General features: G+C 49.6%; 24 protein-coding genes. 5 read left to right on the forward strand and 19 right to left on the reverse strand.

What is annotated here, in order from left to right:
- Positions 1-23: 23 nt before the first annotated feature.
- From HQN79_RS08065 to HQN79_RS08075, 3 genes are all read right to left on the reverse strand, one after another.
- Positions 24-1292, reverse strand: a complete 1269-nt coding sequence (locus HQN79_RS08065) for a methyl-accepting chemotaxis protein (protein ID WP_173285419.1) — start codon at positions 1290-1292, stop codon at positions 24-26.
- 228 nt (positions 1293-1520) lie between these two features.
- Complete coding sequence (locus tag HQN79_RS08070) at positions 1521-2633, reverse strand: protein-glutamate methylesterase/protein-glutamine glutaminase (protein ID WP_173285420.1); 1113 nt, start codon at positions 2631-2633, stop codon at positions 1521-1523.
- 57 nt (positions 2634-2690) lie between these two features.
- Positions 2691-3518: a CheR family methyltransferase gene (locus tag HQN79_RS08075; RefSeq protein WP_173285421.1), complete on the reverse strand. Its 828-nt coding sequence runs from the start codon at positions 3516-3518 to the stop codon at positions 2691-2693.
- A gap of 189 nt (positions 3519-3707) precedes the next feature.
- On the opposite strand from HQN79_RS08075, the gene HQN79_RS08080 reads away from it, so the two are divergent.
- From HQN79_RS08080 to HQN79_RS08100, 5 genes are all read left to right on the forward strand, one after another.
- Positions 3708-4736, forward strand: coding sequence for a hypothetical protein (locus tag HQN79_RS08080; protein WP_173285423.1), 1029 nt, complete (start codon positions 3708-3710; stop codon positions 4734-4736).
- Between the two features lie 137 nt (positions 4737-4873).
- On the forward strand, positions 4874-5407 hold the full coding sequence (locus HQN79_RS08085) for a chemotaxis protein CheW (RefSeq protein WP_173285424.1): 534 nt from the start codon (positions 4874-4876) through the stop codon (positions 5405-5407).
- A gap of 69 nt (positions 5408-5476) precedes the next feature.
- Complete coding sequence (locus HQN79_RS08090; protein ID WP_173285426.1) at positions 5477-5836, forward strand: response regulator; 360 nt, start codon at positions 5477-5479, stop codon at positions 5834-5836.
- A gap of 52 nt (positions 5837-5888) precedes the next feature.
- Complete coding sequence (locus HQN79_RS08095) at positions 5889-6167, forward strand: STAS domain-containing protein (protein ID WP_173285428.1); 279 nt, start codon at positions 5889-5891, stop codon at positions 6165-6167.
- 36 nt (positions 6168-6203) lie between these two features.
- A complete protein-coding gene (locus tag HQN79_RS08100) occupies positions 6204-6494 on the forward strand; it encodes an EscU/YscU/HrcU family type III secretion system export apparatus switch protein (RefSeq protein ID WP_173285431.1) in 291 nt (96 codons plus the stop codon).
- Positions 6495-6510: 16 nt separating this feature from the next.
- Here the strand turns inward: HQN79_RS08100 and HQN79_RS08105 are convergent, their stop codons facing one another.
- The 16 genes from HQN79_RS08105 to HQN79_RS08180 form a co-directional block, all read right to left on the reverse strand.
- Positions 6511-7014 (reverse strand): chemotaxis protein CheW, encoded by a 504-nt coding sequence (locus HQN79_RS08105; RefSeq protein WP_173285433.1) that lies wholly within the window; start codon positions 7012-7014, stop codon positions 6511-6513.
- 23 nt (positions 7015-7037) lie between these two features.
- Positions 7038-9143, reverse strand: a complete 2106-nt coding sequence (locus tag HQN79_RS08110) for a chemotaxis protein CheA (protein WP_173285435.1) — start codon at positions 9141-9143, stop codon at positions 7038-7040.
- Positions 9144-9279: 136 nt separating this feature from the next.
- Positions 9280-9933: a protein phosphatase CheZ gene (locus HQN79_RS08115; RefSeq protein ID WP_173285437.1), complete on the reverse strand. Its 654-nt coding sequence runs from the start codon at positions 9931-9933 to the stop codon at positions 9280-9282.
- Positions 9934-10026: 93 nt separating this feature from the next.
- Entirely contained in the window at positions 10027-10431 is a 405-nt protein-coding gene (locus tag HQN79_RS08120; protein WP_243755394.1) for a chemotaxis response regulator CheY, read from the reverse strand.
- A 49-nt stretch (positions 10432-10480) separates the two neighbouring features.
- Positions 10481-11206 carry an RNA polymerase sigma factor FliA gene (locus HQN79_RS08125; RefSeq protein ID WP_173285439.1) on the reverse strand — a complete coding sequence of 242 codons (726 nt, stop codon included), beginning with the start codon at positions 11204-11206 and terminating at the stop codon, positions 10481-10483.
- 6 nt (positions 11207-11212) lie between these two features.
- Positions 11213-12139 (reverse strand): MinD/ParA family protein, encoded by a 927-nt coding sequence (locus HQN79_RS08130; RefSeq protein WP_173285441.1) that lies wholly within the window; start codon positions 12137-12139, stop codon positions 11213-11215.
- On the reverse strand, positions 12129-13328 hold the full coding sequence (flhF, locus tag HQN79_RS08135; protein ID WP_173285443.1) for a flagellar biosynthesis GTPase FlhF: 1200 nt from the start codon (positions 13326-13328) through the stop codon (positions 12129-12131). The genes HQN79_RS08130 and flhF overlap by 11 nt, the downstream gene beginning before the upstream one ends.
- The gene (gene flhA / locus HQN79_RS08140) at positions 13329-15425 is read right to left on the reverse strand and encodes a flagellar biosynthesis protein FlhA (RefSeq protein WP_173285445.1); all 2097 of its coding nucleotides are present in this window, start codon (positions 15423-15425) and stop codon (positions 13329-13331) included.
- A gap of 54 nt (positions 15426-15479) precedes the next feature.
- Positions 15480-16604 carry a flagellar biosynthesis protein FlhB gene (flhB, locus tag HQN79_RS08145; protein ID WP_173285447.1) on the reverse strand — a complete coding sequence of 375 codons (1125 nt, stop codon included), beginning with the start codon at positions 16602-16604 and terminating at the stop codon, positions 15480-15482.
- Positions 16605-16618: 14 nt separating this feature from the next.
- Positions 16619-17398, reverse strand: coding sequence for a flagellar biosynthetic protein FliR (fliR, locus tag HQN79_RS08150; protein ID WP_173285449.1), 780 nt, complete (start codon positions 17396-17398; stop codon positions 16619-16621).
- 28 nt (positions 17399-17426) lie between these two features.
- A complete protein-coding gene (gene fliQ / locus HQN79_RS08155; RefSeq protein ID WP_173285451.1) occupies positions 17427-17696 on the reverse strand; it encodes a flagellar biosynthesis protein FliQ in 270 nt (89 codons plus the stop codon).
- Positions 17696-18439 carry a flagellar type III secretion system pore protein FliP gene (gene fliP, locus HQN79_RS08160; RefSeq protein ID WP_173285453.1) on the reverse strand — a complete coding sequence of 248 codons (744 nt, stop codon included), beginning with the start codon at positions 18437-18439 and terminating at the stop codon, positions 17696-17698. The genes fliQ and fliP overlap by 1 nt, the downstream gene beginning before the upstream one ends.
- The gene (gene fliO / locus HQN79_RS08165) at positions 18436-18915 is read right to left on the reverse strand and encodes a flagellar biosynthetic protein FliO (protein ID WP_173285455.1); all 480 of its coding nucleotides are present in this window, start codon (positions 18913-18915) and stop codon (positions 18436-18438) included. The genes fliP and fliO overlap by 4 nt, the downstream gene beginning before the upstream one ends.
- 130 nt (positions 18916-19045) lie before the next feature.
- Positions 19046-19504 (reverse strand): flagellar motor switch protein FliN, encoded by a 459-nt coding sequence (fliN, locus tag HQN79_RS08170; RefSeq protein ID WP_173285457.1) that lies wholly within the window; start codon positions 19502-19504, stop codon positions 19046-19048.
- On the reverse strand, positions 19497-20516 hold the full coding sequence (gene fliM, locus HQN79_RS08175) for a flagellar motor switch protein FliM (RefSeq protein WP_173285460.1): 1020 nt from the start codon (positions 20514-20516) through the stop codon (positions 19497-19499). Before fliM ends, fliN begins: the two co-directional genes overlap by 8 nt.
- 40 nt (positions 20517-20556) lie before the next feature.
- Positions 20557-21129: a flagellar basal body-associated FliL family protein gene (locus HQN79_RS08180; RefSeq protein ID WP_173285462.1), complete on the reverse strand. Its 573-nt coding sequence runs from the start codon at positions 21127-21129 to the stop codon at positions 20557-20559.
- Positions 21130-21152: the final 23 nt, after the last annotated feature.

The following is a 21152-nucleotide window of genomic DNA, read 5'->3' on the forward strand; positions in this document are numbered from 1 at the left end:
ATCTCTATAAAGATTGCTTATTTTTAGAAGAGTTCGATTTCACCTTCATCCATTGACTCGGTATTCACCCGACTCATACGAGATTCCTCAATCATCTGTCGTTTAGCGTGAATTTTCTCGCGGAACTGATCAATACGTTGACGATATTCTTCTTCACTTTGTGCCGGCTGCGCTTGATTCTGCTCGAGGAATTCACCGATTTCTCTAGAGAATTGATTCAACTGTTCCAAATGATTCATCGTCTGCTCAACCAACTGACGGACAATATCCTCAAACTGAAGGGAACGGACTGCATTGGACACACTGGTTTCGATTTCGGTAATCATTCCGGAAACATCGCCCAGTTTTGACGAGATACCGTCGTTCATTGCCGACAGGTCGCCCAGCATACCGCTAACCTTATGCTGCGAAGAAACGGCATGTTCCATGTCTTTACTGGCGGTTTCGCTGACGATATTACGCACCTGATCAACCGTCGTGCGCGCTTTTTCCGCCTGTTTACGAATCTGCTCATTGAGGATATTGGAATTCAACGACAGTTTGCGGACTTCGTCGGCGACCACGGCAAAACCGCGCCCTGCTTCACCGGCACGTGCAGCCTCAATCGCCGCATTAAGCGCCAGAAGATTCGTCTGATCGGCAATCCCTTTAACATCTTCAAGCAGATTAAAAATCGCCTCGATCTGACCGACCATATCATCGATTTTATCGACGGTCTCTTTACTGCGCTCGGAAGCATTGGTCAGAAGATCGATCAGATACTGCAGTACCGATTTGATTTCAGAAGAAAACTTCTGAATCGACATCTGATTACTGCCCTCGCCACCGAGATTGTCTAACAGCGAAAGCACCAGTTCGTATTCCGCACGCGTCTGCTGATGCAAGCCAGAAAAACTGCTGTTCAGAGTCTCAATCGCTTCGGCGACCAGATCTTTCACCTGAACCAATTCACCGCGGACAACTTCCACCTCGCGCTCGATTACCGCATCCACATCTTTCATCACTACCTGCAGCGTCTCATCCGCGGTAGTCGCTTTCAACACGGCCTCAGCAACTTGAGAAGAAGAGGCGGACATTGATGTGCCTGCCGCTTCCTGCAACGCCTGGCGTCGACGTAGCGTTTTTAACTGCCGCTCCTCTTGCTTGGCAAGATTTGCCGCTACCAAAAACCAGCTTATGGAGAGCACAACAATCATCAGGATATTGACAACCGTGTTCTCAGACAAGCTTAAAACAATGGCCAATAAGGTTACCGTCAAGGGTATCCAATAGGCTCTGGCTAAATCGAGCATGACATTTTTCCTTTTATATCCGGCTTAAATAAGCTTCTTTTGTCAACGAGTAAGACGAAGCACGGATTATGCCATTTAAAATTAAACATTTATTCTTAATACGATCACTCTGGATTCGCGAAAAGCGATACGTTGCAGGCCCGCATCTTTCGTACAGCGGCAACTCTAAGACAAGTAACCGTCAATAAACGGTACAGATTTACCGTATAGCATTACCGGTAACAGCGGTTAACGGCTCCCGAGCTCAAGAATTTTCTGCGCAATCTGCTCTAATGGCAAAACAAAGTCGACCGCGCCGATTTTGACCGATTCGCCCGGCATTCCCCACACGACACTGGTTTTCTCGTCCTGGGCAACCGTTTTAACGCCCAGTTCATGCAGATCTTTAAGACCTTGAGCACCGTCGGCGCCCATCCCGGTTAGAATCACACCAACTGCCCCGGTTCCCACCGCCTGTTCAACTGAACGAAACATCACATCCACGGAAGGCTTATGACGGTTAACCGGCGGCCCGTCATTTAAGCGACAAACCAGACGAGTTCCCTCGCGCATAACCAATAAATGTTTATCACCCGGCGCGACATACACATGCCCTTTTTCAATAGGCATACCGTCTTCGGCATGATGTACCGTCATGGCTGCAATGCTGTCCATACGATTCGCGAAAGGCGCACTGAATGCCGCCGGAATATGCTGAGTAATCACGATAGGCGGCGAATCGGCTGGCAAACGCAATAAAATTTCCTTAATCGCCTCAGTCCCACCGGTTGAAGAACCTAACGCGATTAACTTAAAGCCTGTTGAGGCTCTGGAAACGGACGGCGTCTTTTTCGGTAACACGGCGTCGGCGGTATATTTTTCCGGAGAGGAAACTGTTGCCACCGTCGGCTGGCGCTGTTGATTGGAAACATAGCGTGCATACTGGCGCTCCAGCATGTAACGGCTTACTTTAGATGCAGTCTTAACCTTGCGTCTGATCTCGAAAGCGTAGTCTTCGAAGGTATGATGGAGATCGATTTTCGGCTTGGTAACAAAATCAACCGCTCCGAGATCCATCGCTTCAAAAGTCACATCCGCGCCCTTTTCAGTCAACGTCGAAATCATGACAACCGGCAAAGGGTGCAAACGCATCAGGTTTTTTAAAAACGTCACGCCGTCCATTTTCGGCATCTCTACGTCCAGCGTCAGCACATCCGGATGCAGCAGTTTGATTTTTTCACGTGCGTCATACGGATCGGAAGCCGTTCCGACCACCTCGATTTCCGGATCGGAACCGAGCATCTCGGATAGCATTTTTCTGACCAGCTCGGAGTCATCGACAATCAATACTTTTACCGACATATGAAATTCCTTTTCAATTTTCTATCACGCCAAAAACCATTTAAATCGGCACGTTTATCAACTGATTTTGCGATAAATCGTTTTACCCAACAATTCAAACCGGTCACAGACGTTATACAGCGATTCCGAATGACCGACAAACAAATAGCCGCCGTTCGGCAGACGGTCGGCATAGCGGTCGAACAGCCGCGCCTGGGTCGGTTTATCAAAATAGATAACCACATTACGGCAAAAGATCACATCGATCGCGTCGCGAATAGGCCAATCCGCCATCAGATTCAGCTGGGAAAATTCGATAATATCCTGCAGCTCTTTTTTCACCTTGGCAAAACCTTCACGCGCGCCGGTGCCTTTCAAAAACCAACGTTTTTTACGATCCAGATCCATCCCTTTCAAACGATCGACATTATAGACACCATTAACCCCCGTCTGAACCACATTCGAATCCAGATCGGTCGCAATCACTTTCGCATCCCAGCCAGCCGGCACCGTTTCTTTGAGAACAATGGCAATGGAATAAGGTTCTTCTCCGGTCGAGCAGCCTGCAGACCAGACCCGTATCTTACGTTTGTCGGCATTTTTCTCCAGCAACTCCGGAATGACCGTCTGTGCCAAATGTTCGAAATGGTGGTTTTCGCGGAAAAAGAAGGTCAGATTGGTCGTAATCGCATTGATTAGATGAACGAATTCTTCCTCACCCTGCTTATCGACAAAATCCAGATACTCTTTGAAACTTTGTTTCTCCAAAAAGCGAATTCGTTTCGCCAGCCGGTTATATACCAGATTCTTTTTGGATTCATTCAGATCGATTCCGGCAAAGTCGTAAACAATCTTTTTTATCTTATCGAATTCTTTATCGGTAAATACAAACTCGCGCTCATCCATGATATTTACCCGTCCTCTCAATGCCTAGTTAACGGATTTTGCTCCGTTAACGTTGAATGGTATGCTTGCGAAAGATTATTCGAGTCGTTATTCGAGATCGCTTTTCGACAAGCTCTACGTATCCAAACGGCCGCTAATGGCCGCTTAATGGGATAATTTTGACAAAAACCTTAAAATCCGGGGTTAATAATGCTCACAATCACCCACAATCTTAACTCAAGTCAACTAGCTCCGGACCTCCAGAAATCTCTGCTCGCCTCCCTTAAAACCGGGCAGATACTTAACGCTTCGATTGAAAAAATTAACGGTCAGGAAGTGACGTTGCGCGTAGGACAAAATGTATTCACGGCCAACACAACCGTCAGCGGACTGCAGACAGGCGAGATACAATTAAGCGTCAAGCAAACTCAACCGTCTCTGGTTCTGGCTATCGCCCAACGCCCGCAATTAACCGCCTCTTCGCAGGAGGTGATTCAGGCTGCAATCCGTCAACACCTGGTCAATCAGCAACCTCTCGGTCAGATTAGTCAACAACTGACACAACTCTTGAACCAACTGCCCAGTCAGCTACAACCACCGCTGACCGCTTTACTCGAACAACTGCGTAAACCGCTTAGCGCAAATACAGGCAACGATCTGAAAAACCAGCTCAATAACAGTGGACTGTTCTTGGAATCCAAACTGCTGCTGGGGAAGTCCGACGGCAACACCCCCAAACAAGATCTCAAAGCCCAATTCCTGCAATTCAAACAACTGGCCCAGCAAAGTAGCGGTGTACAGAATGCCGCAACGCAACTGGCCAGCAAATTAAGCGATCAGGCAATCAGCAAAATCACCCTCAATCAGCTGCAACTGTACCAGAATCCAGCGGTGATCGGTTTTGAATTCGCCCCACCCAATCCACAAACTATCGATGATCAGTTGGAATTCAGAAAAAAACGCACGGACAAAGGCAATCGCTGGGAGGTTTTTGTCAATCTGCAGACCTCTGACGGTGAACTGAAAAGCAAAATCAGCTTTGACGCCGAAGAGAATTTATACTGCGGCATCTGGTGCCAAAACGATACCCTTGGCAAGCGAATCGAAAGCAAGATCACCGAATTGCATGACTTATTCGAAGCTCTGGATCTGCAAAGCGTCCATCTGCGTCTACTGCCCTCACCGCCAGAACAAAGCAAACAGGGACAAAGAGTCGCCCTGATCGATATTCATATCTGACGGTTCCTAGCCTCTGGCGTAATTTGTGGCAAATCAAGTCGCCTGATAAATTTTCATTCAGTTCCGTTATACCCCTAGACCTTTAGTGGGTAATCGGTTAATTTACCCTAAATCCCATTACTAAAAGAGTTTTGCGCATGGAAAACGCGGAAAAAAACCTGGACGATATTCAGGAACAGATTGATCAAAGCCACTCCGATGATGATCAGGTTTTAAGTTTTGTTCTGGGGAATGAAGAATATGGCGTCGATATCCTGAGAGTACAGGAAATAAAAGGCTGGGAAAAAACCACCGACATTCCGAATACACCTGACTATGTCATGGGGGTCATCAACCTTCGTGGCGCGGTTGTGCCGATCGTCGATCTCAGAGTCCGTTTCGGGCTGGATAACATCACCTATAACGACTCGACCGTCGTGGTGATCGTTCGCGCCGAAGACACCAACGGCAGTCACAAGATTATCGGCATGGTGGTTGACGGCGTATCGGATGTACATTCGGTCAGCCAGCAGACGCTACAGGCTGCCCCGTCGATGTCAGGCACGATCAACACGGAATACGTCAAAGGATTGGCTACGGTGGGGGATAAAATGGTCATTATCCTGCATATCGACCAGTTGATTAACGACGGCATTCTATCGGCGATAAAAAAATCGCTTAATATTGAATAGGCCTTGTTTTAAGGCCCGTATCATACGACAATAAAAATCATTTGATTGAAAGCAAAAAGAGAGATTAGGATGTCAAAAATCTTAGCAGTGGATGATTCAAAATCAATGAGACAGATGGTTAGCATGTCCCTGAAATCGGCCGGACACGACGTCACGGAAGCGGAAGACGGCTTAGCAGCATTGGATATTGCCAAACAAAACCAATTCGATCTCGTAGTCACTGATATCAATATGCCGAATATGAATGGCATTGAATTAATCACCGCATTGCGCGCAATGCCGAACTACAAGTTCACACCGATTCTATGTCTGACAACGGAATCCTCCGGCGACATGAAAACCAAAGGTAAAGAAGCGGGTGCGACCGGCTGGATCGTTAAACCTTTCAGCCCTGAAAAACTGCTTTCGGTTATCGGACGCGTCCTTTAACTCCTGCCGGTTGCGAAACTGCCATTTAATTGACCTGATAAAGGATTTAGTGATGAGTTCTACCATTACTTTGAACGACAGTCTGATCATTAACCAGATTGAAGAACAGTTTTCGCAACTGAACGCCCAGTTCAATGAAGCGGAAAACGACATTATCATCGATGCTGCGGCAGTTGATACGATTGACACTGCCGGACTGCAATCCTTGCTGATGCTGATTCAAACCGCTGAAACCAACGGAAAAAGCATTCGCTGGGAATCGCCATCTGAAACTCTGGTTACTTCCGCCGATAAACTGGGCTTGAGTGCAATCCTGCGCTTGAACGCCTAACCCCCCGCCACTTTTCTCAGCCATACCGGCACAGCAATGCCCTCCTCCACAAATACGCCACCGCAAGCGGTTTCTCTGCAATACGACGGAGACGGCGCGCCTAAAGTGACCGCCAAAGGCCAAGGCTATATTGCCGAAGAGATTATTCAGGCCGCAAAAGAACACCATATCCCGATCCAGCAGGACAGCGAACTGGTCGCTCTACTCGGTCAGGTTCAGTTGGATCAGGAAATTCCGGAAAAGCTCTATGCAGCAGTGGCACAGGTTCTTCTGTTTGCGTATGAAGTCAGCGGCAAAGAACTGCCGCGTAAGTCGGAAGATTTATAGCGAAGTCGTGACGAATTTATTCGTGATTGGCAAAAATGGTATCCACATCGACCAGAATAATGACACTGTCCTGATAGTGGGCAATCCCCTGAATATGGCGCGAGGCATTATCTTTTGTCGATGAAAGCGCTTCAAACTTCTTCTCGGGAATATCTTTAACTTCCATCACAAAGTCCACCAGCATCCCCACCGTCCGCTCGTCATCCAGCTCGACAATAATGATCCGTGACAGATCATCGATCTCTTTCGGCATCATATCGAACATAATCCGCGTATCGACTACGGTAACAATCACCCCACGGACATTGATTACGCCTAAAACCTGACGGTTTGCCCCTGGAACCGATCTGATCTGCCCGACGCGCAAAACTTCACGAATCTTGCTCACTTGTATTCCGTAGATCTCATTCTCAAGAGCGAACATCACACAACGGACGCTCGGCCCCATAAAGTCTTCTTCATCCATATCGTTCATGATCGAGACATTATTAACGAATCCTCTACTACCGCTTACTTGCATAAATCACCTCAAATTCTTTATGACTAATACTGGAAGCGCTGAATCACACCGGGGAGATCCAGAATCAATGCAATATTACCGTTACCGGTAATGGTCGCTCCGGCATAACCAGAAAGCTTCTTCAACATAACCCCTAAAGGTTTGATCACGACCTCTTCCTGTCCATTTACCTGATCGACCACCAGTCCGGCCCTCTGATTCCCGATGGAAACAATCACGACTTTATCGTCGTCATAACTCTCTTTGCTGCTTCCCGGCGACAACCAGTCATCAAGGAAAAACAACGGAATACTTTTATCACGCAAACGCACCATTCTCTGACCGTCAATTTTGTTAGTCTTCGAAGCGTCATAATCGAAAATTTCCTGCACGCTGGTCAACGGAATCGCATAGCTGTCTTCACCGAATGCGACCATTAACGTTGGCAGAATAGCCAAGGTCAAAGGCACTCTGATACTGATTTGCGTACCCTGCCCAAGAACCGAATGAATATCGATACTGCCGTTAAGCTTGGTGATCATATTTTTGACCACATCCATACCGACCCCACGGCCGGAAATATCGCTGATCTGTTCGGCCGTCGAAAAACCGGCGGAAAGAATCAGTTCAAACGCAGATTTATCATCCAACTGATTCGCCGCAACCTCGTCCATCAGTCCTTTTTCGACCGCTTTTCGGCGCAGGACATCCGGGTCCATCCCTTTTCCATCGTCGGTAATTGACAGCAGAATGTGATCGCCTTCCTGTTCCGCAGCCAAAATCACCTGACCGGTTTCCGGCTTACCGGCAGCAATGCGATCCTGAGGCATTTCAACGCCATGATCCACAGAGTTACGAACCAGGTGAACCAAAGGATCGGCCAGGGCTTCGACGAGATTCTTATCCAGATCGGTTTCCTCACCTTTAAGCTCGAGAGCGATTTTTTTGCCGAGCTTTCTTGCCAGATCGCGGACAACACGCGGAAAACGGCCGAAGACTTTTTTAACCGGCTGCATTCGGGTTTTCATCACCGAAGCCTGCAGGTCAGTGGTAACATGATCTAAATTCCCTACTGCGTTCGAAATCTCTTCCGAACTGCCACTGCTGCCGCGCAGAGTCAAAAGACGGTTGCGCACCAGAACCAGTTCTCCGACAAGGTTCATAATTTCATCCAGTCGGCGGGTATCGACACGAACGGTAGATTCGGGGTTACTCTTGGCCAGCGGTTTGGGAGTCGTACTGCTGTTACTCTTCGGAGCCGGTGATGGCGTTGCTTGCGCTGCGGGCGCCGCCGGAGCTGAAGAAAGTTGCACGGCTTTTGCCGGAGGAATATCGAGCGTATCCTCATCATGCAACATCAGATCGCGCTGATTCAACAAGGCTTCAAATTCGTCGTCGGTAATTTCGCCATCAGGATCCACGCCTTCGGGCAATTTCAATTCGACAGTTGATGAAGCGTCTTGCGCCGCTGAAGATTGCTGGAGTTGGTCACGCTGATTTAACAGAGCCTCAAACTCGTCATCGGTAATATCACCGTCGGGATCCACACCTTCCGGTAATTCAAGTCTGACATTTTCCGGTTGCGACGATGCACCCGGCTGATCCGCATCGCCGAGGAGGAAATCACGCTGATTTAATAGCGCCTCAAATTCGTCGTCGGTAATTTCACCATCCGGATCAACCCCTTCCGGAAGCTGTAAAGAGACATCTTTAACAGGTTCAGCCGCTTGAGGGGCTGGCTGCACAAGTTCCGGCTCGGCAGCAGCGCCTTTGGTCAACTGATCAAGTTCAGCCAATAGCTGCGGATCGTTTTCCGGAAGATCACGTTCACCGGCATTCAAAGCTTCAATTGAATCGGAAATGACGTCAAACGCCCGCAGAATAACATCTGCTGCAACCGCATCATAGGAAACGTCGCCATTACGGATCTTATCAAAGACGTTTTCCGCTCTGTGGCAAACTTCGACCAGCGGCGTAATCCCCAGAAAACCGGCGCCGCCTTTGACCGTATGAAAACCGCGAAATACGGCATTAAGCAAATCCGCATCGGTCGGAGACTGTTCAAGCTCAACCAGCTGCTCGTTCAACTGGTCAACCAACTCAGATGCTTCGACCAAAAAGTCGCTTAAAATTTCTTCATCCACGATCATACCCTCTGTTAAAACTTGAGAAGCACGGCAAACCGGTTACGCTGCTCGCCTTGCGTTCTTCCATTGCCTGAAAACCGGCAATAATTTCTTATTAGGAATGATTCAGCAATCAATATGCCAAACAGAGTTTTTAGGACTAAATACCAAGATCACTCAGAAGGTCATCCACATCGTCCTGCGAAGCGACCGATTCTTTTTTGGATTCGCGCGTGACATTCGGACCGATTCCCTTCTCAAGCTCCTGTTCCGATTTCGGTTTATCCGGAATCGCATTGTAGTCGTGACCGGCATCCTGAATCAGCGCGATCAAGCTCTGTTCAAGCGAAGAGATAATTAAAATCACACGATTCAGAACCTGACCGGTCAGGTCCTGGAAAGATTGCGCCAGCATAATATTATTCAATTCGTCTTGCAGACGTTGCAGCGCGGCCGCAATATCGCTCGACGGATTTTGTCCCATAACCTGCTCAATTAGAGCCAGACTGTTTTCGGCACTGGTCAATGTCTTGTCACTGGCCTCCTCGACCGTATCAAGAACGTACTGCAAACGCTCGGCGGCATCCGGGATATCGTGTTTGGTCTGCATCAGAAGCGGTAAATGATCCAGTTCGTCCAGAGTCTGATGCAGATCACGGGTAAGAGAGGAAACTTCCTGATAGATGGATTTGTCATCTTGGGCGGAGAGCTGTTGGGTCAATACGCGGGCAGTCGCCTGATCACCGGATTCCAGCGCTTTAACCAGATCTTTGGCCAAAACGAGTTGAGGGTTATTCTGGGAGGCTTGAGTCATCAATTAAATTCCTGAGGGTTATGGGAAGAACAGCAAACAACCCGCATTGAGCCTGGAAAGGACAGGCTCGATCTGTATTTATTATAAGAATTATTAAGCTTGCTGACGTTGAGCGACGCGCTCGAAGATTTTTTGAATTTTTTCGTTAAGAGTCGCCGCAGTGAACGGCTTGACAATATACCCGTCAACACCGGCCTGAGCCGCTTCCAGAATCTGTGAGCGTTTGGCTTCGGCGGTAATCAAAAGAAACGGTGTATCTTTTAATTGCGCATCGGCACGAACACGGCGCAGAAGCTCGATTCCGGTCATCTCCGGCATATTCCAGTCACTGACAATAAAATCGTATTTCCCGGACTGAATCATCGGCCAGGCGGTCGCACCGTCATCCGCTTCGTCAAACTTGCTAAAACCAAGCTCTTTAAGCAAATTCTTAACGATTCGACGCATTGTCGAAAAATCGTCAACAACCAAAATATTCATATCTCGATTAATTTGCATCTGCTTTCCTTACTTTCATTTATATTCCATAAAAATTTTGCTGATTCTATCACAGCCAGGCATCCATACGTGCGCGGATGCGTTTTATCGCCTGCGAATGAATCTGACTAACCCGCGATTCGCTGACATCCAAAACCTGTCCGATCTCTTTGAGGTTCAATTCCTCGTCATAATACAGAGCCATCACCAGTTTCTCTTTTTCCGGGAGATTCTCGATCTCTTCGGCCAGCGCTTGCTGGAAATTATCGTTGGCTAATTCCTGAAGCGGCGTCTGACCGTTTCCAACCATGCGATCTTCGGCAAGCTCGTCATGATCCGGTTGGTCAATCGACAGCAACTGAGCCGAATTAGTGTCGTACAAAGCCTTGTGATACTCCTCGAGACTCACATCCAACTCTTCAGCCACTTCATGATCATGCGCTTCGCGACCAAGACGCGATTCAACCACATTGATCGCTTCACTGATCTCACGCGATTTACGGTGCACCGAACGCGGCGTCCAGTCTCCCTTGCGGATTTCATCCAGCATCGCACCGCGAATACGGATACCGGCATAGGTTTCGAAACTGGCGCCGTGATTATCACTGAACTTCTGCAACGCCTCAATCAGCCCGATAATACCCGACTGAATCAAGTCATCGACCTGAACACTGTCCGGCAAACGGCCCTTGAGATGGTAAGCAATGCGTTTCACCAGAGGAAGATAATCCTCAAGGTTTTTCACCTTCGGCTGAGCTTGCTTCTGTACCTGTTCGTAGATGTGCGCCCCGGTCATGATCGGTTAACTTCCCTGAAATAGGTTCTCGACAAAAAACTGTAAATAGCCGCTGGCATCTTTGGAAATCGGCCAGCGCTCAACACTGCGCGCCATGGATTCAAAAGATTTCGCGGCCAGACTGTTCGGACGGTATAGCGTCACGGGGATCTGTTTCTGGACGGCGTCTTTCAAGGAATAATCAAAAGGCACCGCGCCGAAATAATCCAGCGATACATCCAAAAACTGTTCCGTCACTCTGGATAATTTATCAAACAATTGCTTACCGTGTTCCGGTGTTCGAGCCATATTCGCCAACAGACGGAAACGCGACACCTTGTAATCACGGTTAAGCACCTTAATCAACGCGTAGGCATCGGTAATCGAAGCCGGTTCGTCGGTCACCACGACAATCACTTCCTGCGCAGCACGGCAGAAACTGACCACACTGTCGGCGATCCCGGCGGCCGTATCGATCAGCAAAACGTCCAAATCGTCAGCCAGTTCGCTGAAAGCATTGATAATCCCGGCATTTTCCATCGCATTCAATTGCGCCATCCGTTTAACACCGGAGGCCGCCGGAATAATTTTAAGCCCGCCAGGACCTTCCTGAATGACTTCACGCAGCGTTTTCTGGCCGTCAAGCACATGCGACAGGTTATATTCGGTATGCAGTCCGAGCATGATATCAACATTCGCCAAGCCCATATCCGCATCCATCAGCAACACCCTGTTGCCCATTTTGCTCAGAGAAATTCCCAGATTAACGGATACATTCGTTTTACCGACACCACCCTTTCCACTGGCGACGGCAATCACTCGAATCGGTTTTTGTGTGCCTGCTGCTCTCTGCATAGTCGATTGATTCGGCTGCTGTGCCTCTTTCTCCTGCGTTTGATTTGCCTTGTGCTGTGTGTGCAGATTTCTTAAACCTGCCGCCTGATCATTGAGCATTCGAGATCTCCTTAGCCATTCCCAAACGGAAGCTTTGCTCATCAATATTCTGTTTATTCTGTTGTCCGAGAACGATCGCACGATCGATCAAATCCCGCGGACGGATCATTTCCAAATCTTCCGGGACTCTCTGCCCGGTACTCAAATAACCGATCGGCAGATTGGATTCCAATAATACCGTCAACACATTCCCCAATTGCGTCGCCTCGTCGAGTTTCGTCAGGATACATCCTTTGAGGACGATCTCGCCGAAGGAGCGGACAATATCGCGCATTACACTCAACTGCGTTGCGGCCGACATCACCAGATAATTTCTCACCATATTGACGCCATGATGTCCGGACGTCAGTTGACGGGAAAGCTGCAGATCTTTCTGGCTCATCCCGGCGGTATCGATCAACACCAGTTTTTTGTTGGCCAGCGAGGTCAGCAGACTGTATAACTCCCCCTGAGTATTCGCCAAATGCACCGGAACCTGAATCAGGTCGGCAAACAGTTTCAACTGCGCCTGAGCACCAATCTTGTAACTGTCGGTGGTCACCAAAGCGATATCGGCCGGACTATGGCGCATGACAAAGCGGCTGGCCAGCTTGGCAATGGTAGTCGTTTTACCGACCCCGGTCGGCCCGACCAGCGCGACAATCCCACCGCGATCCAGAAGATCCCGTTCATCCGATGTGATCTTCTGTTCCAGTAAACCCAGAATGGACGACCACTCCAAAGAATTCTGTTCGCTCGCTTTGGCAATCAGACTCTGGCTCAACTCCCAACCGAAACCGAGTTCCATCAGACGCTTCAATAAGGCGATCTTTTCCGGATTGGCCAGCTCTTCCTGCCCCCAAGCCAGGCTGGTAACCTGGTTTTCCAGCAGGCTGCGGACCTGTTTAAGCTCTTCTGCCATCTTCTGCAGTTCAGGCGCTTGCATCGCAGAGGAGTTATGGCCGTCAAAAGCGACCTGCGAGCGCTCGGTCGAGGACATACGCGAACTTTCGGTATAGTACCCGGAGGATTCCGGGCGCTCTTTTTCCGCCTGCTGATAAGCCATCGCTTCCGGATCGAGGGCTGCCACGATTTCGACACCCTCCGCCGTCTCTTTTGTCGACAAAATGACAGCGTCGTCTCCATGTGCGTCGCGGACTGCGTTCATCGCCTGACGCATGTTAGGCGCAAAATAGCGTTTGATATGCATCTATCCCCCTTGTCCTACATTCGCGACCACACTGATCTGTCGATTTTCCGGCACTTCCGAATACGCCAAAATCACCAGACTAGGCAGGCTGTAACGGAAAAGGCGCGCTAACTGAGCGCGAATCTGCGGTGCAACCAGCAGAACCGGCGTCTGTCCGTTCACTTCAATTTTCTGCGACTCCTCTTTGAGAGTGCCGTGCAAACGTTCCGCAAGGCCCGGTTCGACCGCTAACTGTCCCTCCGGAGCGCCTTGAGTTGCTTGCAGCAATATCTGTTCCAGACTTGGGTCTAATGTGATCACTTTCAGTTCGCCTTCGTTCCCCACCAGCTGCTGAACGATCGATCGGCCCAATGCGGTACGAACCGCCATGGTTAATTCCGCAGCATCTTTACTGATGTCCGACTTACTGGTCAAGGTTTCCAGTATCGTACGCATATCGCGGATAGCAACCTTCTCCTGCAACAGGTTCTGAAGCACTTTCACCAGCGTCGCCAGAGAAAGTTTATCCGGAATCAATTCGGACACCAGTTTCGGCGATGACTGCTTCAACTTGTCCAGAAGCTGCTGGACTTCATCGTGACCGAGCAACTCGTACGAATAGTCCTGAATCAACTGACTGACATGAGTCGCAACGACCGTACTGGCATCCACGACAGTATACCCCAATGCCTGCGCCTGATCCTGGTTCTCAGGCACAACCCAAACCGCCTCCAGTCCGAAAGCGGGATCTTTCGTCTTGATGCCGGCAATTTCGCCGAAAACCTGTCCCGGATTGATCGCCAGTTCCTTATCCGGAAAAATCTCCCCCTCTCCGGACTCTACGCCCATCAGCATAATCCGATACTGATTCGGTTTCAGGTCAAGATTATCGCGAATATGTACCGGCGGCACCAGAAAGCCGAGCTCTTGGGAGACTTTACGGCGCACGCCTTTGATACGATCCAGCAGTTGACCGTTCTGACTCTGATCAACCATAGGAATCAGGCGATAACCGACTTCCAGCCCAAGGACATCGACGGCCTGTACATCATCCCAGCTAAGGTCTTTGGGTTTCTCCGCCTCTTCGCTCTGCGGAACCGTCCCTTCAACCGGTTTGGCCGCCTCTTCCTCCTGCCGCTTATGAATCAGGTAAGCGCCGGCACCGGCAACACCGGCAAAAGTCAGAAAGGCCGCATTCGGCATCCCCGGAATTAAGCCCATAAAACCGATGACCCCGGCGGTTGTCCCCAAGGCTTTCGGGTTGGAGAACATCTGCATTTGCATCTGTTCGCCCATATCTTTTTTATCGCCGCCGGTAACGCGGGTAACAATAATCGCGGTCGCCGTCGACAACAACAGCGCCGGAATTTGCGCCACCAGACCATCGCCCAACGTCAGGATGGTATAGATTTCGGCCGCCTCGCCGAAGCTCAGTTGGTGCTGCCCGACCCCGATGGCAAAACCGCCGATCAGGTTGATAAACAAAATAACCAGACCGGCAACGGCGTCGCCGCGCACGAATTTACTGGCACCGTCCATCGAACCGTAAAACTCCGCTTCGGTTGCAATCTCGGAACGGCGCAACTGCGCTTCTTCCTGCGTGATCAATCCGGCGTTCAAATCCGCATCGATCGCCATCTGTTTACCCGGCATGGAATCCAATGTAAATCGAGCACTAACCTCAGCGACACGCCCGGCACCTTTGGTGATAACCACAAAGTTAATGACGACCAGAATGGCGAAAACGACCAGACCCACCGCATAGTTTCCGCCGATAACGAATTCCCCGAAGGCCTCGATAACATTACCGGCGGCGTTACCGCCCTGGTGACCTTCCAGCAGAATGACGCGGGTAGAGGCGATATTCAACGAGAGTCGGAAAAGGGTCGCGACCAGAATAATGGTCGGAAAAATGGCGAAATCCAGCGGACGCTTGGCATACAGGGTTACGATCAAAACCACCAGCGACAGTGCGATATTGAAGGTGAAAAAGATATCCAGCATAAAAGGCGGCAACGGAATCGTAACCATCCCCAGCAAAGCCAGCACGGCAAAAGGCACGGCGATGCTTTTGCTCCACCCCTGCTTGATACTGTTCAATATCTGACTGAAATCCATTTATTTAATCCAAATACCTATGTCTCCTGGGCGCAGCAATAGCTACGCCAAGATTTATTCAGTTCGCACATTCTCCGGAATCGGTAGATTCTGGAAATCAACATCCTGTGCGCTGCCGTGTTCCTTAAGCTGGAACACATACGCCAGTACCGCCGCCACCGCCTTAAAGAGATCATAAGGAATCGGTTGATCGACTTCGGCATTATAGTACAAAGCCCTTGCCAGTGGTGGGGCCTCTACCACCATAATATTATGCTCCTGAGCGATCGTTCTGATCTGAGCGGCCATAAAGTCACTGCCGATGGCAACCACCACCGGTTCACTCATATTTTCAGGATCGTATTTCAGTGCAACGGCAAAGTGTGTCGGGTTGGTAATGACAACATCCGCTTCCGGCACTTTCTGCATCATACGCCGTTGAGACATCTCCCTCTGCACCTGACGAATCCGCCCTTTGACTTCCGGATTCCCTTCCTGCTGTTTAAACTCTTCCTTGACTTCCTGCTTGGTCATTTTCAACTGACGGTTATGATTCCAGAGCTGGAAAGGAACATCAACCAGCGCAACCACCAGCAGCGAGAGACTGACAAAAATAAACGCCTCAACAATGATTTTCCCGGAGTGCGCCAACGCGAAATCTTTTGGTTCGACGCCCAGTCCCAGCACTTCCGAAAAAATCATATACAGAAAAGCCGTCGCCATACTGATCACGAGCAAAAACTTAGCCAAAGCTTTGAAAAGCTCCATCAGAGCCTGGGCAGAGAATATCCGCTTAATGCCTTTGATCGGACTGAGTTTGGAAAACGACGGCGCCATCGCCTTGGTACTGAACGCCCAGCCACCGAGCAACATCGGGGAGACAATGGCAATGAACAGCATCAGCAGAAGGAAAGGCAGGATCATCAAAATGCCTTCGATCATAATGGCGATGATCAGATCGGCCAACTTTTTCTGATCGAAAGCGACATCGCGTGAAAAACTTAAGCCGCGCGTGAGGAGCGTTTCAAAATCGTTCATCATCTGAGCGCCATACAGATACAGAAAGACGGCGGCGCTCAACGTCATCAACAGCGTCGTTAACTCTTTAGAACGCGGAATCTGCCCTTTCTCTCGCGCATCCCGGAGTTTTTTCTCGGAGGGTTCTTCGGATTTTTCCGTTCCGTCTTCGTTTTCCGCCATATCTCAGCTCGCCCCTAAGGAGAAGTCAGTTGCAAATGGGTCAACGTCTCGATCGCCCTGTGTACCAGCTCCTGCAAGTGCGGGAGTATGACCGGCGTGGTCAAGGTCAACATCACCAGACCGGCCAACAAGGTGACCGGGAAGCCCACTGCAAAAATATTCAACGCCGGTGCCGCTCGTGTCACTACACCAAAAGCGACATTCACCAGCAATAGCGCCGTAATAGCAGGTAAAGCAATCAATACGCCAGCGGAAAACATATAACTGCCGAACTCGAAAATCAAGCGCAGGCTCTGCTGATTCAGAAACTCCACGCCTATCGGCAGATATTCAAAACTGTCCACCACTACATGCAATACCAGAATATGGCCATTTAACGCCAGAAACAGTAAAGTGACGATAATAACGAAATACTGTGAGACCACCGGCGTGCTGACTCCGCTGGTCGGATCCGTCATCTGCGCAAAGGCCAACCCCATGCCCATTGCAATCAAATGACCGGCGACGACAAACGCCTGAAAAATAACCAGAAAAATTACGCCCATTGCCAGCCCGATCAAAACCTGCTGCAGAATAAACAGAACCCCTTTCCAGGTAAACGGATCCACCGGCGGCGGAACCGCAATGGAGGGCACGGCGGCAATGGTAATAAACAGTGCGAGAATCACTTTCGTACGCGTTGTAACGGCGCGGTTGCCGTAAAGCGGAATAAGCGACAGCATTGCCCCTATGCGCACAAAAGGATAGAAGTAGAGTCCTACCCACTGCAGGAATTCAGTATAAGAGAAACTCATGCACCGTGACTCGACATAGGCAGGCGGCCTAACCGATATAGGCCGGAATATTGAGAATCAGTTCGCGGGTGAAAGAGACAATCGTTGTCAACATCCAAGGCCCGATAATCACCAAAGCCAAAGCGACAACCGCCAGTTTGGGAATGAAACTCAAGGTCATTTCGTTGATCTGAGTGGCCGCCTGAAACATCCCCACCAGAAGACCGATAATCAAAGCCGGAACCAGAAGCGGTGCGGCCAGCATTGCCGTTACTTCCAGCATCCGCTGACCCAGAGTCAAAACGAATTCCTGTTCCATCAAATACCTCCCGGCACCACAAAACTATTGGCCAGCGTCCCGACGACCAGCGCCCAGCCGTCAATCAGCACAAACAGCATCAACTTAAAGGGAAGCGAAATAATCATCGGCGACAGCATCATCATCCCCATAGACATCAGCAAACTCGAGACCACCAGATCGATAATCAGAAACGGAATAAACAGCATGAAACCGATCTGGAATGCCGTTTTCAGTTCCGAAGTCATAAACGCCGGAATCAAAACTTTAAACGGTACCGACTGCGGATCGGTCAAAGTAACATCGGCCATCTCGGCAAACATCCCAAGATCGTCTTCTCGCGTCTGCTGCAGCATGAACTCATGCATCGGTTTGGAACCGATTTCCACCGCTTCCTTAAACTGAATCTGCTCATCCAGATAGGGCGATACGGCCGTGTCATAAATCTTATCGAAGACCGGCGCCATAATAAACAGAGTCAGAAACAGGGCCAGACCGATCAGAACCTGATTGGAAGGTGTCTGCATGGTGCCAAGCGCCTGACGCAAGAGTGCCAAAACAATGACAATGCGCATAAACGAAGTCGTCGCAATCAACGCCGCAGGCAGAAGCGTCAGACCGGTCATCAACAACAAAATCTGCAGTGTCAGAGTGTAATCCTGATTGCCAGCGGCATCGGTTTCAACGGTAAATGCGGGGATTCCCGGCTCGGCCCAACTGATTACCGGAAAAAAAAGGAACAGCAACGGTAGATATCGAATCACGAACGCGCCTCCTGCTTGCTCGACTGAGCTGTCGAAGGCGTCTTTTGATCCGTGTTCGGCGTTCTTGATTTTGGCTGCATCGCTTCCTGTAAGCGCTGCGAGAAAGCACCGCCGGCGAAATTAGACAGCGGCTTCTGTTCGACTTCGACTGGTTCTGAAAGTTGATGTAACTTACTGATTTTACTGGTAGTCACTCCGACCACAATCTGCTCTTTTCCGGCCTGCAATAACAGAATGCGCTCGCGCGGCCCGACGGAAAGCGCGCCCAGAACTCTGAGATTGCCTTCCGCGACGCCAGGGAAACGACCGTAACGGCGTAGCAGCCAGGCGGCAGCAAAGATAATCATCAGGATAAAAATCAGCGACAGAAGAATCTGAGAAAAATAATCACCCGGCTGAGGAACCGCTTCACCTAAGGTGACTTGAGCAGATGCTTTATCGGCGTTCTCGGCCAAAGCAAATGAGGAAAAGAGCATTAAGAGAGTGGTCACTCCCTGAAGAAAACGCCTAGCACCAGAATGAGTTGTTGCCTGAAACATGAACAAGCCCTTGTATTTAGCTTTCAAAGTCTACGGTACGAAGCATATCATCATACCGTTCTTCGGACTACTTGAGCTTGCGAATTCTTTCTTGCGGGCTGACAACGTCGGTCAAACGCACCCCGAATTTATCATTGATCACCACAACTTCACCATGCGCGATCAAAGTGCCGTTGACCAGCAGATCAAGCGGTTCACCGGCAAGACGATCCATTTCGACCACCGAGCCTTGCGTATAAGACAAAAGGTTGCGGATCGACACCTTGGCACGACCGATTTCCAGCTGCAAAGTCACCGGCACATCCAGAAGCACGTCCAGATCCACTTTGTTTTTACCCGAAGCGGAGCTGTCGGCAATATCCTCAAAATCGGCTTTACTGGCATTCGCCTGCTCGTTGAGGGCATCTCCCCAAGCGCTCATATCATCGGCATCACCAGCAGCGGAATCGCCTTCTGCGGAGCCTTCCGCTTCCGCCTGTTCCGATAAAGCTTCATCCCATGCGCTTAGATCATCTTGTTCACTCACCGTACCACTCCTTCACATTCTCTACAGTTCGGTCCTGATAGGCTGGATGATGCAATATCTGTTCCACCTTGACCGCTTTTTTATCTTTGCTACGTCCAAGTTTTCCACGCATGATCGCTATATCCTCGGCCTTAATAGAAACCTGTTCCGGCATCTCGATCGGAATGATATCGCCGGTTTTCATCTTCATCAGATCGTCGAAACTCATTACCACGTCCAGCAGGTTGACACTCAAATCGACTTCGATATTTTTCGCTTCTTCCTTAAGCGTGCGCGACCAGCGATTATCACTTTCACCCTGCAGGTTCTGCATCCCTTCTTCGAGTTTGTCGCGAACCGGCTCCAGCATGGCATAAGGCATCACGATATCAACCCGTCCTTCAACGCCTTCAAAACGGATATTGATCGGGCTGACGACAATCATGTCGGTCGGATCGACAATACCGGCAAACTTCGGATTCATCTCCGAGTGCATATACTCGATTTCAATATCCATCACCGGCCCCCAGGCCTTGCGCAGATTGTCCGAGATAATATCCAGAATACTGCGCACCATGCTCATCTCAACCGGCGTATATTCGCGCCCCTCGATTTTGAACGGCAACAGACCGGTTCCGCCGAAATAGATATCCACAGCGGTAAATACCAGCTTGGAATCGAGTGTAAACAGCGAGACACCATTCAGCGGATTGACGCGATAAATATTAAGGCTGGTCGGGACAAACAGGTTACGCAGATAATCGATCATTTTAATGATCTTAACTTCCGACGCCGTCACCTCGACGCTGGCCATAATCATTTCATTGAAATGGCGTTGAAAACCGCGTGCAAAACGCTCATTGATAATATCCAATGCCGGTAGACGGCCGCGCACAATGCGCTCCTGATTGGTAAAGTCGTAAACTTTGGCACCAACCGCTTCCGAGCCATCGTCGTTTTCGGTTTCGATATCGCCGCCGCCCATCCCTTTCAACAGGGCATCGACTTCATCTTGGCTTAAAATATCATCCATGAGACTGTTCCATAGTGTTTGGCGTCATCAACACATCAAGTTATTGCATAACAAAACGTGTCATATAGACATCTTCAACCAGATCCGGGTAGATATTACTCTTTTCCAGAACCTGACGCGCTACATCCAGAAGTTCCGCCCGCAATTTGTCCGGGCCTTCCGCTTGAATCAGATCGTTATAATGCTGATTACGCAACAGGCGTTGAATATCGTTCTTCAAAATTGGTCGCAGGTGCTCCATATCCTCAACCACCTGAGGGTAATAGGTCATAAACTGCAAATCGACCGCCAGATATTTGGCCTTGCCGTCACCGTTGAAATTGACGACAAACTTATCCATCACAAAATAGACCGGCGGCGCTTCAGGAGCCGGTGGATCATACTGCTTATATTTTGGCGAATAGGTCTTGGCATGCCCCTTCGGTTCTTCACCATGCTCCGCCGAAGCGTGCACTTCTTCGCTAGCACCATTCGAAGCGCCATTCCCCTGAGAATTTAGCAATAAATAAGCCATGACGCCAATTCCGACCAGTAACAGAATGACGATAACCAACAGGATAATAATTAATCCCTTACCGCCTTTTTTCTCTTCTTTTACTTCCTCTTCGGCCATGCTCTATATCCCCTTTAAGTCAA

It is taken from the genome of Thiomicrorhabdus xiamenensis, assembly GCF_013282625.1.
GTDB lineage: Bacteria > Pseudomonadota > Gammaproteobacteria > Thiomicrospirales > Thiomicrospiraceae > Thiomicrorhabdus > Thiomicrorhabdus xiamenensis.

What these genes read in the sequence shown, in the direction of transcription:
- HQN79_RS08065 (WP_173285419.1), bottom strand. Translation starts at nt 1,292, where the DNA reads ATGCTCGATTTAGCCAGAGCCTATTGGATACCCTTGACGGTAACCTTA.
- HQN79_RS08070 (WP_173285420.1), bottom strand. Translation starts at nt 2,633, where the DNA reads ATGTCGGTAAAAGTATTGATTGTCGATGACTCCGAGCTGGTCAGAAAA.
- HQN79_RS08075 (WP_173285421.1), bottom strand. Translation starts at nt 3,518, where the DNA reads ATGGATGAGCGCGAGTTTGTATTTACCGATAAAGAATTCGATAAGATA.
- HQN79_RS08080 (WP_173285423.1), top strand. Translation starts at nt 3,708, where the DNA reads ATGCTCACAATCACCCACAATCTTAACTCAAGTCAACTAGCTCCGGAC.
- HQN79_RS08085 (WP_173285424.1), top strand. Translation starts at nt 4,874, where the DNA reads ATGGAAAACGCGGAAAAAAACCTGGACGATATTCAGGAACAGATTGAT.
- HQN79_RS08090 (WP_173285426.1), top strand. Translation starts at nt 5,477, where the DNA reads ATGTCAAAAATCTTAGCAGTGGATGATTCAAAATCAATGAGACAGATG.
- HQN79_RS08095 (WP_173285428.1), top strand. Translation starts at nt 5,889, where the DNA reads ATGAGTTCTACCATTACTTTGAACGACAGTCTGATCATTAACCAGATT.
- HQN79_RS08100 (WP_173285431.1), top strand. Translation starts at nt 6,204, where the DNA reads ATGCCCTCCTCCACAAATACGCCACCGCAAGCGGTTTCTCTGCAATAC.
- HQN79_RS08105 (WP_173285433.1), bottom strand. Translation starts at nt 7,014, where the DNA reads ATGCAAGTAAGCGGTAGTAGAGGATTCGTTAATAATGTCTCGATCATG.
- HQN79_RS08110 (WP_173285435.1), bottom strand. Translation starts at nt 9,143, where the DNA reads ATGATCGTGGATGAAGAAATTTTAAGCGACTTTTTGGTCGAAGCATCT.
- HQN79_RS08115 (WP_173285437.1), bottom strand. Translation starts at nt 9,933, where the DNA reads ATGACTCAAGCCTCCCAGAATAACCCTCAACTCGTTTTGGCCAAAGAT.
- HQN79_RS08120 (WP_243755394.1), bottom strand. Translation starts at nt 10,431, where the DNA reads ATGCAAATTAATCGAGATATGAATATTTTGGTTGTTGACGATTTTTCG.
- HQN79_RS08125 (WP_173285439.1), bottom strand. Translation starts at nt 11,206, where the DNA reads ATGACCGGGGCGCACATCTACGAACAGGTACAGAAGCAAGCTCAGCCG.
- HQN79_RS08130 (WP_173285441.1), bottom strand. Translation starts at nt 12,139, where the DNA reads ATGCTCAATGATCAGGCGGCAGGTTTAAGAAATCTGCACACACAGCAC.
- flhF (WP_173285443.1), bottom strand. Translation starts at nt 13,328, where the DNA reads ATGCATATCAAACGCTATTTTGCGCCTAACATGCGTCAGGCGATGAAC.
- flhA (WP_173285445.1), bottom strand. Translation starts at nt 15,425, where the DNA reads ATGGATTTCAGTCAGATATTGAACAGTATCAAGCAGGGGTGGAGCAAA.
- flhB (WP_173285447.1), bottom strand. Translation starts at nt 16,604, where the DNA reads ATGGCGGAAAACGAAGACGGAACGGAAAAATCCGAAGAACCCTCCGAG.
- fliR (WP_173285449.1), bottom strand. Translation starts at nt 17,398, where the DNA reads ATGAGTTTCTCTTATACTGAATTCCTGCAGTGGGTAGGACTCTACTTC.
- fliQ (WP_173285451.1), bottom strand. Translation starts at nt 17,696, where the DNA reads ATGGAACAGGAATTCGTTTTGACTCTGGGTCAGCGGATGCTGGAAGTA.
- fliO (WP_173285455.1), bottom strand. Translation starts at nt 18,915, where the DNA reads ATGCTCTTTTCCTCATTTGCTTTGGCCGAGAACGCCGATAAAGCATCT.
- fliM (WP_173285460.1), bottom strand. Translation starts at nt 20,516, where the DNA reads ATGGATGATATTTTAAGCCAAGATGAAGTCGATGCCCTGTTGAAAGGG.
- HQN79_RS08180 (WP_173285462.1), bottom strand. Translation starts at nt 21,129, where the DNA reads ATGGCCGAAGAGGAAGTAAAAGAAGAGAAAAAAGGCGGTAAGGGATTA.